The 14,314-nt window shown below is 70.4% G+C and carries 15 protein-coding genes; 11 read left to right on the top strand and 4 right to left on the bottom strand.

Translation table 11 applies throughout. The features are described from left to right. Positions 1 to 131: 131 nt before the first annotated feature. The 9 genes from AC4BGC_RS16765 to AC4BGC_RS16725 all read left to right on the top strand — a co-directional run bounded on the left by AC4BGC_RS16765 (position 132) and on the right by AC4BGC_RS16725 (position 7,655). On the top strand, positions 132 to 587 hold the full coding sequence (locus AC4BGC_RS16765; protein WP_490556749.1) for a VOC family protein: 456 nt from the start codon (positions 132 to 134) through the stop codon (positions 585 to 587). Next, positions 587 to 1,258, top strand: coding sequence for a cysteine hydrolase family protein (locus AC4BGC_RS16760; RefSeq protein WP_490547303.1), 672 nt, complete (start codon positions 587 to 589; stop codon positions 1,256 to 1,258). The genes AC4BGC_RS16765 and AC4BGC_RS16760 overlap by 1 nt, the downstream gene beginning before the upstream one ends. Further along, positions 1,239 to 2,024, top strand: coding sequence for an SDR family oxidoreductase (locus AC4BGC_RS16755; protein WP_490556747.1), 786 nt, complete (start codon positions 1,239 to 1,241; stop codon positions 2,022 to 2,024). Before AC4BGC_RS16760 ends, AC4BGC_RS16755 begins: the two co-directional genes overlap by 20 nt. Positions 2,025 to 2,093: 69 nt before the next feature. Then, positions 2,094 to 3,317 carry an ABC transporter substrate-binding protein gene (locus tag AC4BGC_RS16750; RefSeq protein WP_490547305.1) on the top strand — a complete coding sequence of 408 codons (1,224 nt, stop codon included), beginning with the start codon at positions 2,094 to 2,096 and terminating at the stop codon, positions 3,315 to 3,317. A 36-nt stretch (positions 3,318 to 3,353) separates the two neighbouring features. Further along, positions 3,354 to 4,235, top strand: coding sequence for a branched-chain amino acid ABC transporter permease (locus tag AC4BGC_RS16745; RefSeq protein WP_490547306.1), 882 nt, complete (start codon positions 3,354 to 3,356; stop codon positions 4,233 to 4,235). Further along, complete coding sequence (locus AC4BGC_RS16740; protein WP_490547307.1) at positions 4,228 to 5,283, top strand: branched-chain amino acid ABC transporter permease; 1,056 nt, start codon at positions 4,228 to 4,230, stop codon at positions 5,281 to 5,283. The genes AC4BGC_RS16745 and AC4BGC_RS16740 overlap by 8 nt, the downstream gene beginning before the upstream one ends. After that, positions 5,270 to 6,037, top strand: coding sequence for an ABC transporter ATP-binding protein (locus tag AC4BGC_RS16735; RefSeq protein ID WP_490547308.1), 768 nt, complete (start codon positions 5,270 to 5,272; stop codon positions 6,035 to 6,037). The genes AC4BGC_RS16740 and AC4BGC_RS16735 overlap by 14 nt, the downstream gene beginning before the upstream one ends. Further along, positions 6,034 to 6,759 (top strand): ABC transporter ATP-binding protein, encoded by a 726-nt coding sequence (locus AC4BGC_RS16730; RefSeq protein WP_490547309.1) that lies wholly within the window; start codon positions 6,034 to 6,036, stop codon positions 6,757 to 6,759. The genes AC4BGC_RS16735 and AC4BGC_RS16730 overlap by 4 nt, the downstream gene beginning before the upstream one ends. After that, positions 6,756 to 7,655: a polysaccharide deacetylase family protein gene (locus AC4BGC_RS16725; RefSeq protein WP_490556745.1), complete on the top strand. Its 900-nt coding sequence runs from the start codon at positions 6,756 to 6,758 to the stop codon at positions 7,653 to 7,655. The genes AC4BGC_RS16730 and AC4BGC_RS16725 overlap by 4 nt, the downstream gene beginning before the upstream one ends. Here AC4BGC_RS16725 and AC4BGC_RS16720 read toward each other — a convergent pair. Genes AC4BGC_RS16720 through AC4BGC_RS16710 form a run of 3 tightly spaced genes read right to left on the bottom strand, consistent with a single transcriptional unit; the run spans position 7,619 to position 10,974 of the window. Then, on the bottom strand, positions 7,619 to 9,004 hold the full coding sequence (locus tag AC4BGC_RS16720; protein ID WP_490556744.1) for an MmgE/PrpD family protein: 1,386 nt from the start codon (positions 9,002 to 9,004) through the stop codon (positions 7,619 to 7,621). The genes AC4BGC_RS16725 and AC4BGC_RS16720 overlap by 37 nt on opposite strands. A gap of 45 nt (positions 9,005 to 9,049) precedes the next feature. After that, positions 9,050 to 10,075, bottom strand: coding sequence for a MaoC family dehydratase (locus AC4BGC_RS16715; protein WP_490556743.1), 1,026 nt, complete (start codon positions 10,073 to 10,075; stop codon positions 9,050 to 9,052). Then, complete coding sequence (locus tag AC4BGC_RS16710; protein ID WP_490556741.1) at positions 10,072 to 10,974, bottom strand: HpcH/HpaI aldolase/citrate lyase family protein; 903 nt, start codon at positions 10,972 to 10,974, stop codon at positions 10,072 to 10,074. Before AC4BGC_RS16710 ends, AC4BGC_RS16715 begins: the two co-directional genes overlap by 4 nt. Positions 10,975 to 11,061: 87 nt before the next feature. On the opposite strand from AC4BGC_RS16710, the gene AC4BGC_RS16705 reads away from it, so the two are divergent. Both AC4BGC_RS16705 and AC4BGC_RS16700 read left to right on the top strand, forming a co-directional pair. Then, positions 11,062 to 12,246: a CaiB/BaiF CoA transferase family protein gene (locus tag AC4BGC_RS16705; RefSeq protein WP_490556739.1), complete on the top strand. Its 1,185-nt coding sequence runs from the start codon at positions 11,062 to 11,064 to the stop codon at positions 12,244 to 12,246. 97 nt (positions 12,247 to 12,343) lie between these two features. After that, on the top strand, positions 12,344 to 13,495 hold the full coding sequence (locus AC4BGC_RS16700; protein ID WP_490547315.1) for an acyl-CoA dehydrogenase family protein: 1,152 nt from the start codon (positions 12,344 to 12,346) through the stop codon (positions 13,493 to 13,495). 19 nt (positions 13,496 to 13,514) lie between these two features. Here the strand turns inward: AC4BGC_RS16700 and AC4BGC_RS16695 are convergent, their stop codons facing one another. Beyond that, positions 13,515 to 14,225 carry a GntR family transcriptional regulator gene (locus tag AC4BGC_RS16695; protein ID WP_490556737.1) on the bottom strand — a complete coding sequence of 237 codons (711 nt, stop codon included), beginning with the start codon at positions 14,223 to 14,225 and terminating at the stop codon, positions 13,515 to 13,517. Positions 14,226 to 14,314 lie beyond the last annotated feature (89 nt).

Raw genomic sequence — 14,314 nt, 5'->3', positions numbered from 1 at the left:
TGACTTGGCCGGGTGCCGTTGACCTCACAAAACATATCGTATACGTTATCGAAACATATCGTATACGGTATTGAAATACGGGCTGCGTAACGTCCCCGGACAAGCCCGAACCACCCCCCGTGAGGAGTCCGATGTCGCCCGCTGAGACTGGAGAGCCCGCCGCCTCGTCCGGCATGCGCATGCACCACGTGGGCTGGGCGGTCGAGTCCCTCGACGCACACGCCGACCACTTCTCCCGTCAGCTCGGCCTGCCCTACCAGGGGGTCGAGGAGTTCCCGACCGTGAAGGTGGCCTTCTACGACGCCGGCGGCTGCCTGGTCGAGCTGCTCGAGGCCACCGACGAGAGCGACGACGTGGCGGAGTTCATCTCCCGCCGCGGCGAGGGGATCCACCACTTCGCCTACGAGGTGCCGGACGTCGCCGCGGCCCTCCGCGACGCCGAGGAGCGCGGCCTCACCCTGCTCGACCGGGAGCCCCGTCCCGGGGCGCGCGGCACCCTGATCGGCTTCGCCGACGGGGGCCGTCCCGACGGCGTGCTCGTCGAGTACGTCCAGCTGCCCACCACCGAACTCACAGGAGACAACTGATGGTGGCATCGCCGACGGTCCTGTCCACGCTCACGGAGAAGATCGACCCGGACCGCACCGCGCTCGTGATCATCGACATGGTCAACGACTTCGTGCACCCGGAGGGCAAGACCGCTGTGCGGGCCGGTCGCAAGGTCGAGCACGCGCACCGGGCCATCCCCCAGCAGCAGCAGCTCCTGGCCGGCGCCCGCGCCGCCGGAGTGCCGGTGATCCACGTCCAGCACACGACGCTGCCCGACCACGCCAGTGACTCCGGCGCCTGGCTCGACGCGCGCTCCCGGGCGACGTACTCCGTGGTCGACATCTGCATGGACGGCACCTGGGGCCAGGAGATCGTCGAGGAGCTGCAGCCCGCACCCGGGGAGACCGTGGTGAAGAAGTACCGCTACAGCGGCTTCGCGGGGACGAACCTCGACCTGGTGCTCCGCAGCATGGGACGCGAGAGCGTCATCTGCTGTGGCGTGTCCACCAACGTGTGTGTCGAGGCGACCGCCCGCGAGGCCTTCAGCCTCGACTACTACGTGGTCATCCCCGAGGACGCCTGCGCGTCCTGGGACATGTCGCTGCACGAGAGCGCGCTCGCCTCTGCCGGACACCGCTACGCCACGGTCTGCTCGACGGCGGACCTGATCCAGACCTGGGAGGCCGGTCATGGATCTACAGCTGGCTGACTCCCTGGTCGTGGTGACCGGGGGAAGCGCCGGCATCGGCCGCGCGACCGCCCTCGAGCTCGCCCGCGAAGGTGCCCGCGTCGTGGTCGGCGCCCGCAACGAGGAGGCGCTGGCCACCCTCGCCGAGGAGCTGGCCGGCATCGGCGGCGGGCACCTCACCGTGCCCGGCGACCTCACCACCGTCGAGGGCGTCACCGCGCTCGTCGACGCGGCGCGCTCCCACGGCGGACGCATCGACGGCCTGCTGGCGACCGTGGGATCGACCCCGGTGGGCCACTTCGACGAGCTCGACGACGAGACCTGGCAGCGCTCCTTCGACGGCAAGTTCCTGGCCTCGGTCCGCGCGGTCCGGGCCGTGCTGCCGGACATGCGCGCCCAGGGCACCGGCCGGATCGTCGTCGTGGCCGGCAACAGCGCCCACGGGCCCGGCTCCACGATGTCCACCTCGGGCGCCATGAACGCGGCCCTGGTGAACCTGGTCGCCAGCACCGCCCAGCACGTGGCACCGGACGGCATCGGCATCAACTGCCTGAGCCCTGGCCCCACGGCCACCGCGCGCTACGAGGGCCTGCGGGCGAGCGTGATGCGACGTGAGGGCGTCGACGAGCAGGGCGCCGGTGACCACATCGTCTCCGGGATCCCGGCCGGCCGCGTCGCCGAGCCGGACGAGGTGGCCCGCGTCGCGGCGATCCTGCTCAGCCCCACGACCGCGCACGTCAACGGAACCAACGTCGTCATCGACGGCGCGCAGACCTCGTTGAGCTAGCCCTTCCGACGAGGCACGACCCCACAAGCAACCAAACCAACATCACTCAACCCCCAAGAGGAGCACTCGATGCGGACACGACGGACCAGCCTGGTCGCGGCAATGGCGACGGGCTGCCTGCTGCTCGCCGGTTGCGGCGCCATCTCTTCTGAGAACGACAGCGGGTCGAGCTCGTCCCGCGACAAGAACGACGCGCTCGAGATCGGAGCCGTGCTGCCTCTCGCCGGTCCCGCGGCGTACTTCGGGGTCGCTGCGCGGAAGGGCGCCGAGCTCGCCGTCGACCAGGTCAACGCGGACGGCGGGATCAACGGCAAGCCGATCAAGGTCAACTTCTCCGACAGCCAGTGCACCCCCCTCGGGGCGAAGCAGGCTGCCGAGAAGGTGATCGCCGACGGCGCCAACGCCATCCTCGGCGACGAGTGCTCCAGCTCGACCCTCGGCATGATGCCCGTCCTCACGCAGGAGGAGATCCCCGGTGTGACCCCGGGGTCCTCGGCGAAGGCTGTGACGGACCCGGGTGACCCCTGGATGTTCCGGATCATGCCCAACGAGGTCATGCAGGGCGCCGACATCGCGTCCCAGGCCATCGAGAAGATGGACGCCAAGACCGCGGTGATCCTGCACGAGAACACCGACGCCGGCATCGGCAACGCCGAGGTCTTCAAGGAGTTCTTCGAGAAGGACGGAGGGAAGGTCCTCGACACCATCGGCTTCGACCGCGAGGTCCAGGACTTCACCTCCATCGCCACCCGGGTCGCCGCGCTCGGTGACGTCGACGTCATCCCGACGTACACGATCGAGGGCCAGGGCGTGAACATCACCAACTCGCTGGCGCAGGCGCGCGTCACCAAGGGCGGTGGCGGAAGCGCTGTGCAGATCAGCACGATCTGGCTGCCGATGGGCTTCGAGGACAAGGTCGCGAAGGGTGCGGCCGAGGGCTTCGTGCGCATCGTGCAGTTCGACCCCAACGACCCGAACGCAGCAGCGACACAGTTCCTCAAGGACTTCAAGGCGAAGTTCAAGGAGGTCCCCAACCACATCTCGGCCCACACCTACGACGCGGTCATGGTCATCGCCGAGGCGGCGAAGTCCCAGGAGAGCACCGCGCCCGCCGACATCCAGGCCGGTCTGCTGGAGCTGGAGGGTTTCGAAGGGGTGACCGGCACGGTGACCTTCGAGAAGAACGACGAGGACACCTGCTCCTGCCCGAACGAGCAGCAGAACATCGAGATGGACACGATCCACTACGTCCAGACCAAGGCGGACGGCTCCCTCGTCTCGCTCGACTGGTGACCGAGTCCTTCCCCGTCCGGTGACCTTGGAGATTCCATGACGACCTTGTTGCAACAACTCCTCAACGGCCTGATCCAGGGCAGCCTGTACGTCATCGTGGCCCTCGGGCTCACGCTGATCTACGGTGTGCTCGTCCAGATCAACTTCGCCCACGGCGAGTTCCTGATGCTGGGAGCCTTCGCAGGCTTCCTCGGCGTCGACCAGCTGAACCTGCCGTATGCACTCTCCGTGGTGATGGCGACGGTCGTCGGCGGCCTGATGGGCGTGCTGATCGAGTTCTCCATCTTCAGACCGCTACGAAAAAAGAAGACCGACCAGCTCAGACCCTTGGTCGCCACGGTCGGGGCCTCGATCCTGCTGCAGAACCTGGCGCTGCTGTTCTTCGGTCCCAACCCGAAGCAGTACGCCAGCCCCTACACGCAGTCGACCATCGAGATCGGTGGGCTCTACCTGAGCTACCAGCGGGCCATCATCTTCGTGGTCTCCGTCTCCGCCATCGTCGCGCTGTTCGTCTTCCTGCGCTCCACGGCGACGGGACGAGCGATGCGGGCAGTCAGCCAGGACGCTCCGGCGGCCTCGCTGATGGGGGTGAACGTCTCCCGGATCATCTTGATGACGTTCATCATCGGCTCGGCGCTCGCCGGCCTCGGTGGCAGCCTGCTCGGTCCGCTGCTGGTGATCGAGCCCCTCGTGGGCGCGAACATCATCGTGCTGGCCTTCGCCACCGTCATCATCGGCGGCTTCGGCAACGTCAACGGCACCATCATCGTCGGCCTGCTGGTCGGCGTCATCGAGTCACTGGTGACGGGATACCTGCAGGCGGGGCTGTCCAGCCTGGTCATCTTCAGCATCCTGCTGCTCACCCTGGCCGTCCGGCCGACGGGACTCATCGCCGAGAGGGTGGACGAGAATGTCTGAACTGCTGTCACGCCACGCCTGGATCCGCAGCTCGCTGCCGATCATCGGCGCGCTGGTGATCGTCATGGCCCTGCCCTCGCTGATCACCGGCTCGTTCTGGCAGCAGGTGGTCATCATCGCCCTGCTGAACGTGACCCTGGCGATGTCGCTGAACCTGGTGGTCGGCTACACCGGCCTCCTCGCCCTGGGGCACGGCGCCTTCTTCGGCGTCGGCGCCTACACCTTCGCCATCCTCACCACGACCTACGAGTGGTCCTTCTGGGCCGCGTTCCTCGTCGGTGGTCTGGCAGCGGGGGTGTGTGGCATGGTCCTGGCCGCGTTCACGCTCCGGCTCAAGGGGCACTACCTGGCGATCGCGACCATGGGGTTCGCCGTCATCGTGTACTCCACGCTGATGAACTGGATCTCGGTCACCCGTGGCCCGCAGGGCATCCCCGGCATCCCCGGACCGCCGGACATCCCGCTCGGCGGTGGCATGTCACTCGACTTCGGGGTGAAGGCCGCCTACCTGCTCCTCGCCGGGGTCTTCGCGATCTTCTGGTACGTCGTGATCCGGCGGATGATCAAGTCGCCCATGGGTGACGCGCTCACCGCGATCCGCGAGGACGAGGTCTCGGCCCTGTCGCTCGGGATCCGCAGCTTCGCCTGGAAGAGCTTCGCCTTCACCCTCTCCGCGGTCATCGCCGGACTCACCGGCGGCCTGTACGCCGGGTACGTCGGGATCCTCGAGCCGTCGTCGTTCATCCTGACCGTCTCGTTCACGCTGCTCGCGATGGTGATCGTCGGAGGCTCCGGGACGCTGGTGGGCCCGGTGCTGGGTGCACTCGTGCTGACCATCGCCCCCGAGGCGCTCCGCGAGGTCGGGACGGAGTACCGGCTGATCGTGTTCGGCCTGGCCCTGACGCTCACGGTGCTCTTCTTCCCCCAAGGGCTCGCCGGCATCGGCGCCCTGGTCCGCTCGAAGCTCGGCTGGTCACGAGCCGGGGCCGACGACCTTCCACCGCCCACCTTCAAGAACACCGAGGAGGTGTCCTATGGGACTCCTTGAGGTCTCCGAGGTCAAGAAGCGCTTCGGTGGCGTGACCGCCATCGACGGGGTCTCGTTCACTGTGGACGAGGGCCAGGTGCTCGCCTTGATCGGTCCCAACGGCGCCGGCAAGTCGACCATGTTCAACCTGGTCAGCGGCACCTACCAGCCCACGGCCGGGACACTGCGGTTCGACGGCCAGGACGTCACCGACGCCAACGCCATCGCGATGAGTCGTCGTGGCGTGGCCCGCACGTTCCAGAAGATCCGCCTGTTCAAGGCGCTCTCGGTGATGGACAACGTCGTGATCGGCGCGCAGTCCTCCGCGACACTGCCGCCGTGGCGGCACCTGTTCGGCGGACGGGCGGTCCGTGAGGCTGTCGCGGAGACGCGGGAGTCCTCGCTGGCCCTCCTGGACCTGGTCGGCCTGCGGCACCTCCAGGACGCCCAGGCCGACACCTTGTCCTACGGCCAGCAGCGCATGCTCGAGATTGCCCGGGCGCTCGCCACCAAGCCCAAGCTGCTCTGTGTCGACGAGCCGGGTGCGGGGCTGAACCTCGCCGAGGCCGAGCACCTGGTCGACCGGCTGCGGCAGATCCGCGACATGGGGATCACGATCATGCTGGTCGAGCACAACATGGACCTGGTGATGGACGTCGCGGACAAGATCGTCGTGATGAATTTCGGCAAGAAGCTCGCCCAGGGGACCCCAAGCGAGATCCAACAGGACCCGGAAGTCATCCGGGCCTACCTGGGCGAGGAGGTCGTCGGATGAGTCGGCTGCTTACGGTCGAGGGAGTCACCCTCGCGTACGGCAACGTGGTGGTCTGCGAGGACATCACCTTCCACGTCGACCAAGGTGAGGTCGTCACCCTGATCGGCTCCAACGGAGCCGGCAAGACCACCACCATGGCCGCGGTCGCCGGGCTGATCCCGGTCAAGTCCGGCCGGATCACCTTCGACGGGACGGACATCACCCACCTCCCCACGCACAAGCGGGTCGAGCTCGGCCTGACCCTGGTGCCCGAGGGGCGGCACGTCTTCCCGTTCATGAGCGTGCGCGAGAACCTGATGATGGGCGGATTCAGGCACCGGGAGAACCGGAAGACCCTGACGAAGGCCGCGAACGAGGTGCTGGAGCGCTTCCCGCACCTCGGTCGCCGGGCCGACTCCAACGCCGGGACGATGAGCGGTGGCGAGCAGCAGATGCTCGTCGTGGGCCGCGCGATGATGTCGCGTCCCAAGCTGGTCTGCCTCGACGAGCCCTCGCTGGGACTCGCGCCGCTGATCGTGGCCGAGATCTTCGACATCATCAAGGAGATCAGCGCCCAGGGGACGACCGTGCTGTTCGTGGAGCAGAACGCGCAGTACGCGCTGCGCACCGCCGAGCGCGGCTACGTCCTGCAGACCGGGAAGATGATGGCGGAGGGCACCTCCGAGGAGCTCCACCACGACACACGTGTCCGGGAGGCCTACCTCGGCAAGGCGCGCGGATGAGCGCTTCGTCCGCAGCCGGACCCGCTGCCGGGAAGGCGATCGAGCACGCGCTGGCCGGTGACCTGCCGGCGCTGCCCGAGCTCCGGGGACGGCGCCTGGTCATCTGCCCGGTCATCAACGTGGAGACCTGGCCGTTCGACCGGCCGATGCCGCGCAAGATCATCTCGGCCCCGCACGGCACGGAGAACATCCCCGACGTGCCGAACTTCAGCTGGGTCGAGTACGGCATGCGGGCAGGTCTGCCGCGGATGCTCAAGGCCTTCGCCGAGCGCGGCCTGCCGGGCGGCATCAGCATGAACGCCGCGGTGGTGCAGGACTACCCCCGCGCCTTCGAGGTGCTCCTCGCCAGCGGCTGGGAGTTCATCGGGCACGGCGTCCGCCAGGAGTCCCTGCACGGTGCGGCGGACGAGCGCGAGGTCATCGAGACCTCGCTGTCGATGCTGGCCGAGGCCACCGGGGTGCGTCCCCGAGGGTGGCTCGGGCCCGGGCTGCAGGAGACGTTCCGGACGCCCGACCTGCTGGCCGAGGCCGGGATCGACTACGTGCTCGACTGGTGCGTCGACGACGTACCGACGGTGGTGCGCACCGCGTCCCGCCCTCTCGTCGCGGTGCCCTACAACCTCGAGCTCAACGACAGCGTGGTCTTCGCGGTCGAGAAGCAGACCGCCACCGAGTGGGCCCAGCGGGTCCGGGACACGTTGGACGTGCTCACCGCGGAGCTGGCGGACGGTCCCCGGGTGCTCGCGCTCCCGCTCCACCCGCACCTGCTGGGCGTGCCGCACCGGTTCCCCTACCTGCTCCAGGTGCTCGACGCCCTGCAGGCCAGGGACGACACCGTCTTCGCCACGCCTGGCGAGGTCTACGACTGGTACGCCGCGGCGTCCTCGCTGGACTGACGCTCGTCGGCCGCCCGCAGCACTGCTGTCAGGGCGGCCACGGGCGCACCGGCGAGCAGCTCGTCGACGGCCCCCGCCAGCGCTGCCGGGAGAGTGGCGTCGTCCGACCAGGCTGCGAGCAGCCGTGCGGTCTTGCGTCGTACGTCGGACAGTGACAACGGCCGCGCCGGGTCGCCGAGCGCCTCGTCACGGGCCACCGTCAGCGTGCGCGTAGGGGTGGTCACGGCGACCGTGGCGCCCCAGGCGACCGGGTAGGCGGCCTCGAGGGCGGGGTCGACCCGCAGCACTACCCGCTCGCGCAGCGCGGCGACGTCGGGGCGGGACAGCAAGGGCTCGTCGAAGGCGGGCAGCTCCAGCTCACCGTCGAGCAGCGCGCACGCGATCACGTGCTGCAACGAGAACCGGGCCTCGCCGCTGGTCGTGGGCACCGGCCGGTCGCAGAAGGCCAGGGCGTCGGCGTACCCGGAGACCTCGACGTGCTCGATCGGCTCGCCGGCGAGGCCGGTGCGGAGCTCCAGGGCGGCGTCGATCGCCGGGTGGGCGTGGCGGCAGCAGGCCCAAGGCTTCAGCGACGACTCGTGGATCAGCCAGGGACCGTCGGGCGCCGCGGTGATGGCAGCGGGGTCCGCGTCGGGTGCGGTCGCGGCGTACAGGCCGCGCTCGCCCTCGAGCACGTGTGCCGGTGCGGTGAGCCCGGCAGCGGCGAGCCGTGCCGAGGTGATCCCCGCCTCGGCGGCGCGACCGGCGTGCGCCAGCTTCGCCGTTGCCTGCTCCATCCGGACCTGCCAGAAGCCGCCGGCCGTGGTGCCGGCGAGGCCGAGCGCGTGCGTGGTCTGCTCCTCGTCGAGGCCGAGCAGCGACGCAACCGCCGCCGCTGCCCCGAACCCGCCGCACGTCGAGGTGTTGTGGAAGAAGTGGTAGTGCCCGGGGCCGACCGAGCGGCCGACCCTGACTGCGGCCTCGTAGCCGCGCACGATCGCGTCGAGCAGCGCCGTCCCGCTCGCCCCGGTCGCCTCGGCGGTCGCGAGGGCAGCGGCGATCACGACCGGTCCGGCGTGCAGCTTGCCCTCGCGGTCGTTGGAGTCGAGCTCGAGGGCGATCGCGAGGGCCCCGGTGTGGAAGGCCGCGCTCGCCTCGCTCGCCTCCCCGGCGCCGAGCGCCGTCGCTCCCGCCCCGCGCTGTGAGCGGGTGTAGGCGACGACGGCCTGGCCCTCGGGGCGGGTCAGCGCAGCGGCGACGGCACCCACCCAGTCCTCGAGGTGCACGGCAGCGAGGGCACGGTCCTCCGCACTCACGGGTCGGGCGAGTACGGCGGCGAGCTGACGGGTCAGCGAAGGGAGGTCCGGCATGTCATATGTGATATCACATCGGACCGCTGTGGCGCGTGGTCGCCGTCAGGCCAGCACGGCCGCGAACCGCCAGTCGAGCACCGGTGTCTCGTCTCCGCCGGGCTGCGACCGGCCCGTCACCCGGGAGCGGAGCTGGACCAGCCGGCCGTCGGGCAGCGGCGAGACCTCCTCCACCTCGACCGTGCTCGTCAGCGTGTCCCCCTCGTGGACCGGGCCGAGGTGGTCGCAGCTGCGCCAGCCGACCACCGTGACGAGGTCGGGCAGGGCGCGCAGCACCTGGTTCAGGGCGATCCCGATCGTGTGCCCGCCGTAGACGAGCCGGCCCTCGGGGCCGGCGGCGTCGTCGTGGTGCGTGCGGGCGACGTTCGTGGTCAGCCGGGCCAGCTCGGGGGCACTGGAGACGACGTCGCCCCCGGCCACCTCCCAGACGTCGCCGGCGCGGACCTCGACCTGTCCCTGCGCCGGCACCGCGTCCCGGAACGCGTCGAGACGCCAGGCCGCGGTGGGACCGGTCCACTCCGAGCCGCCGGGCACGATCGCGTCGGACCCGACCAGGGCCAGGTCGTCGGCGTACCCGGTGACGACCTCGGGGTCGCGGAGCGGGAGCATCGCGCAGCGCCAGAAGTCGAGGACCAGGCGGTCGTGCTGGTCGACGGTCGTGATCCGGAGTGCGGCCAGCCCGGTCGGGCGGCGCCCGGGCCGCACGGTGTTCTGCCGCAGCGCGACGACCTCGGTGCGGGTGTGCAGGGTGTCGCCGAGCAGCGGTGCCCGGCGCAGCACGAGCCCGCGGTAGAAGAGGTTGGCGACCACGTGGTGCGTGACGGTGGTCGAGGAGCCGATCGCCACGTCCCAGACCAGTGCGGGCGGGGCGAGCGGCTGCGTCTCGCCGGTCACGCGGCGGCTGAGGTCGTGGTCGAGCGCCAGGCGCATCCGGCTGCCTACGACCGCCTGGTGGGCGGCGGCCAGGCCGTCGGTCAGGGTGACGGCCGGTGCCCGGTCGAAGACCTGACCGGGGCGCAGCTCCTCGAACCAGGGCCCCTCGGCGACGAGGCGCACGCCGGCGGCGCTCATGCCGGCACTCCGGCCGAGGCGAGCACGCGGCGCGCGGAGACGGCGAGGGCCTCGTCGAGCATCTGCCCGTCGAGGGCGACGGCTCCGGCGCCGTCCTGGTCCGCCGCCTCCAGGGCTGCGATGACCGCCCGTGCGTGCGTCACCTCCTCGGCCGAGGGGGAGAGCAGCTCGTTGATGGCGGGTACCTGGGCAGGGTGGATCGCCCAGCGCCCGTCGAAGCCCAGGGCGCGGGTGTGTCCGACCGCGGCCCGGAAGGGCTCGTCGTCGCGGATGCCGAGGTGGGGGCCATCGATGGCCTGCAGCCCTGCCGCGCGTGCCGCGACCAGCACGGCGGACTGCACGGGCAGCCACAGGGCCGCGAGCTCGTCTCCCTCGGCACGCAGGCCCAGGGAGGCGGCGAGGTCGGCATAGCCCAGCAGCAGCGCCTCCAGCCGGCCGCCGGCTCCGGCGATCTCCGCCACCCGGGCCACGCCGCCCGCGGTCTCGACGAGCGCCTGCACGCCGATCCGGTGCCCGGTACCGGCTGTCGCCTGCGCGCCGTCGAGCAGCCGCTCGACGAAGGCCAGGTCACCGGCGGACTCCACCTTGGGCAGCACCACGCTCCCGGGCGGGCGCGTCAGGCCGGCCACGGCCAGCAGGTCGAGGTGGCACCACGGCGTGCCGGGCGCGTTGACCCGCACCGCGATCTGCGCCGGGTCCCGCAGCTGCTGGCTCTCGAGGATCTCCACCACTGCGTCGCGGGCACTGTCCTTCGCGCCCACCGCCACGGCGTCCTCGAGGTCGATCACCACCTCGTCGGCTTCGGAGGCGAGCGCCTTCTCCACCTTGCGCGACTCGCTCCCGGGGACACACAGGGACGAACGGCGACGACGGGGGAGCAGTGGTCCGGTGGTTGCCACGGCGGGCTCCTTCGGCGGGTGCTGGGCGGGTTGACACATCTACAATCACATATATTATACAGAAATGCCTACGACCTGTACTCACGCATGACGAGTCTGCCGCTGGCCGGCATCACCGTGGTCAGCCTGGAGCAGGCCGTCGCCGCTCCCTTCGCCACTCGTCAGCTGGCCGATCTCGGCGCCCGAGTCATCAAGGTGGAGCGGCCCGAGGTGGGCGACTTCGCCCGCGCGTACGACGAGACGGTCGGCGGCGAGGCCAGCTACTTCGTGTGGCTCAACCGGTCCAAGGAGTCCGTCACCTGTGACGTGAAGTCACCGGGCGGGCGGGCCATGCTGGAGCGCCTGCTCGGGACCGCGGACGTCTTCGTGCAGAACCTCGCCCCCGGCGCCACCGAGCGCCTCGGGCTCGACGCCGCATCGCTCGCCACTCGGTTCCCCGACCTCATCGTCTGCGACGTGAGCGGCTACGGCAGCGACGGGCCCTGGTCGGACCGCAAGGCCTACGACCTCCTGGTCCAGTGCGAGGCCGGACTGGTCTCGCTCACCGGCACTCCGGAGCAGCCGGCCAAGGTCGGCATCTCCGTGGCCGACATCGCGGCGGGCATGTACGCCTTCAGCGGCATCCTCACCTCCCTCTACGCCCGCGCGACGGCCGGAGTGGCCCGCCGGGTGGAGGTCTCCCTGTTCGAGTCCCTCGCCGAGTGGATGGGCGCCCCGGCGCACTACACCGCGGGCTCGGGGACGCAGCCGGCGCGCGTGGGGATGGAGCACGCCACCATCGCGCCGTACGGCCCGTTCACCACCGGCGACGGCTCGACCGTCCTGCTCGCCATCCAGAACGAGCGCGAGTGGGTCTCGTTCTGCGCGACCGTGCTCGAGGACCCGGCCGTCGCGGTCGACCCCCGCTTCTCGCGTGGATCGGCCCGGGTGGCCAACCGGATCCCGCTCAACGAGCTGATCAGCCGGTGCTTCGCCGACCTCGAGGGGTCGGTGGTGCTCGAGCGGCTGGAGCGCGCGGCGGTGGCCTCGGCTCGGGTCAACGACGTACGCGGCCTGCTGGACCACCCCGTCCTGGAGGGCCGCGACCGGTGGCGCACGGTGCAGACGCCGAGCGGCCCGGTGCAGGCCCTGCTCCCGCCCGGTTCCACGCCTTCGGCCGAGGCCCGGATGGACCCCGTGCCGGCCCTCGGTGAGCACACCGACGCTGTCCTGACCTCCCTGGGCTACACCGCCGAGCAGGTCATCCGGCTCCGCGAGGTCGGCTCGGTGTGAACCGACGCCCGCCGCCGGGCCTCGCCCGCGGCCACCACCGCTTCTCCTGCATCACCACGTCCTGAGCACGCTGCCACCACCACCCGGAGGAATCCCCATGACCGACCTCAATGAGGAGGAGCAGGCCATCCTCGCGACGGTCCGCGACTTCGTCGACCGCAAGGTGCGCCCCATCGCCTCGGAGCTCGAGCACGCCAACGAGTACCCCGAGCAGCTGATCGAGCAGATGAAGCAGCTCGGCATCTTCGGCCTCGCCATCCCGGAGCCGTACGGCGACGTCGAGGTCTCCACCGTCTGCTACGCGCTCGTCACCGAGGAGCTGTCCCGCGGGTGGATGAGCCTGGCCGGCGCCATGGGCGGGCACACCGTCGTCTCGAAGCTCCTGCTCGCCCACGGCACCGAGGAGCAGAAGCAGCGCTACCTGCCGAAGATGGCGACCGGCGAGATCCGGGCCACGATGGCGCTCACCGAGCCGGGTGGCGGATCGGACCTCCAGGCGTTGCGCACGGTGGCGGCCAAGGACGGCGACAGCTACGTCGTCAACGGCTCCAAGACCTGGATCACCAACGCCCGCCGCTCCCAGCTCGTGGCGCTGCTGTGCCGCACCGACCCCACGGCCGTTCCGGCCCACCGGGGGATGAGCATCCTGCTGGTCGAGAAGGGGCCGGGGTTCGCCGTCTCCCGCGACCTGCCCAAGCTCGGCTACAAGGGCGTGGAGAGCTGCGAGTTGTCCTTCGACAACTTCCGCACCCCGCTCACCTCGCTGCTCGGCGAGGAGGAGGGCAAGGGGTTCACCCAGTTCATGAAGGGGCTGGAGGTGGGCCGCATCCAGGTGGCGGCACGTGCCACCGGCGTTGCCCGGGCGGCTCTGGACGACTCCTTGCGGTACGCCCAGGAGCGGGAGAGCTTCGGCAAGCCCATCTGGAAGCACCAGTCCGTCGGCAACATGCTCGCCGACATGGCGACCAAGCTCGTCGCCGCCCAGCAGCTGGTCCTGCACGCCGCCCGCAAGTACGACGCCGGTGAGCGCAGTGACCTCGAGGCCGGCATGGCCAAGCTGTTCGCCTCGGAGGCGGCTGCCGAGATCACGCTGTCGGCGATCCGGGTGCACGGCGGCTACGGCTACTCCACCGAGTACGACGTGGAGCGCTACTTCCGCGACGCCCCGCTGATGCTCGTCGGCGAGGGCACCAACGAGATCCAGCGCAACGTGATCGTCAACCAGCTCGTCGCCCGCGGCCTGGGCTGAGCGGGGCCGGGAGGGACGCCTAGCGTCCCTTGCGGACAGGCGGCTGCGGCTTCTTGTCCGCCTCGGCCCGGAAGTGGTCCGCGAGCAGGTTGCCCGCGTTGAGGATGTGCTGCCGCATGCCTTCGCGGGCGGCCTCCGCGTCGTTGGCCTCCATGGCCGAGAACACCTTGTCGTGGTCGTGGACCGCGGCGGAGACCCAGCCCTCGATGGTGTTGAAGAACGGCTGCGGCACGTAGCGCACCGCCACGCTGAGCAGGAACGAGAGCTTGGGCGCGGCCGCGAGCACGTTGATGGTGCGGTGGATCTGGTGGTTGAGGTCGACCACGTCCTCGCTGCGCCCGTCGGCGGTGGCCTGGTCGAGCTGGGTCTGGAGCCGCCGCAGCTCCTCGACCACCTCGGGGGTCGAGGCGACGGCCGCCCGTGCGGCCAGCTCCCCGGCGATGTCGGCCTGGACGAGGAACAGGTCCTCGATGTCGTCGGGGGACAGCGGCGCCACCACGAAGCCGCGCCGTGGCTCGAAGTCGAGGAAACCCTCACCGCGCAGGGCGTGCAGCCCTTCGCGCACCGGGGTCGCGCTGATCCCCAGGTCGTCCGCGACCTTCTCCAGCCGGACGAACTCCCCGGGCTGCAGCTGGCCGGACATGATCTGCGCCCGGACGTGGGCGGCCACCTCGTCGCTCAGCGGCAAGCGGTTACGACGCCGTGCGGCGGAGGACGTGTTCGGTGGCATTGGCCAGCCTTCCTCAACATCATATATCGTGTGTACAGTACGACTTGAGGTCATCGTCTCATGGGAGCACCGGAGCGCCAACCGGCGTC

This window comes from Nocardioides sp. Z38_18 (assembly GCF_058215695.1).
This window is presented reverse-complemented; position numbering and strand designations above follow the sequence as displayed.

Bases quoted from the DNA above. Each gene is read 5' to 3' on its own strand.
- AC4BGC_RS16765 (WP_490556749.1), top strand. From the start codon at position 132: ATGTCGCCCGCTGAGACTGGAGAGCCCGCCGCCTCGTCCGGCATGCGC.
- AC4BGC_RS16760 (WP_490547303.1), top strand. From the start codon at position 587: ATGGTGGCATCGCCGACGGTCCTGTCCACGCTCACGGAGAAGATCGAC.
- AC4BGC_RS16755 (WP_490556747.1), top strand. From the start codon at position 1,239: ATGGATCTACAGCTGGCTGACTCCCTGGTCGTGGTGACCGGGGGAAGC.
- AC4BGC_RS16750 (WP_490547305.1), top strand. From the start codon at position 2,094: ATGCGGACACGACGGACCAGCCTGGTCGCGGCAATGGCGACGGGCTGC.
- AC4BGC_RS16745 (WP_490547306.1), top strand. From the start codon at position 3,354: ATGACGACCTTGTTGCAACAACTCCTCAACGGCCTGATCCAGGGCAGC.
- AC4BGC_RS16740 (WP_490547307.1), top strand. From the start codon at position 4,228: ATGTCTGAACTGCTGTCACGCCACGCCTGGATCCGCAGCTCGCTGCCG.
- AC4BGC_RS16735 (WP_490547308.1), top strand. From the start codon at position 5,270: ATGGGACTCCTTGAGGTCTCCGAGGTCAAGAAGCGCTTCGGTGGCGTG.
- AC4BGC_RS16730 (WP_490547309.1), top strand. From the start codon at position 6,034: ATGAGTCGGCTGCTTACGGTCGAGGGAGTCACCCTCGCGTACGGCAAC.
- AC4BGC_RS16725 (WP_490556745.1), top strand. From the start codon at position 6,756: ATGAGCGCTTCGTCCGCAGCCGGACCCGCTGCCGGGAAGGCGATCGAG.
- AC4BGC_RS16720 (WP_490556744.1), bottom strand. From the start codon at position 9,004: ATGCCGGACCTCCCTTCGCTGACCCGTCAGCTCGCCGCCGTACTCGCC.
- AC4BGC_RS16715 (WP_490556743.1), bottom strand. From the start codon at position 10,075: ATGAGCGCCGCCGGCGTGCGCCTCGTCGCCGAGGGGCCCTGGTTCGAG.
- AC4BGC_RS16705 (WP_490556739.1), top strand. From the start codon at position 11,062: ATGACGAGTCTGCCGCTGGCCGGCATCACCGTGGTCAGCCTGGAGCAG.
- AC4BGC_RS16700 (WP_490547315.1), top strand. From the start codon at position 12,344: ATGACCGACCTCAATGAGGAGGAGCAGGCCATCCTCGCGACGGTCCGC.
- AC4BGC_RS16695 (WP_490556737.1), bottom strand. From the start codon at position 14,225: ATGCCACCGAACACGTCCTCCGCCGCACGGCGTCGTAACCGCTTGCCG.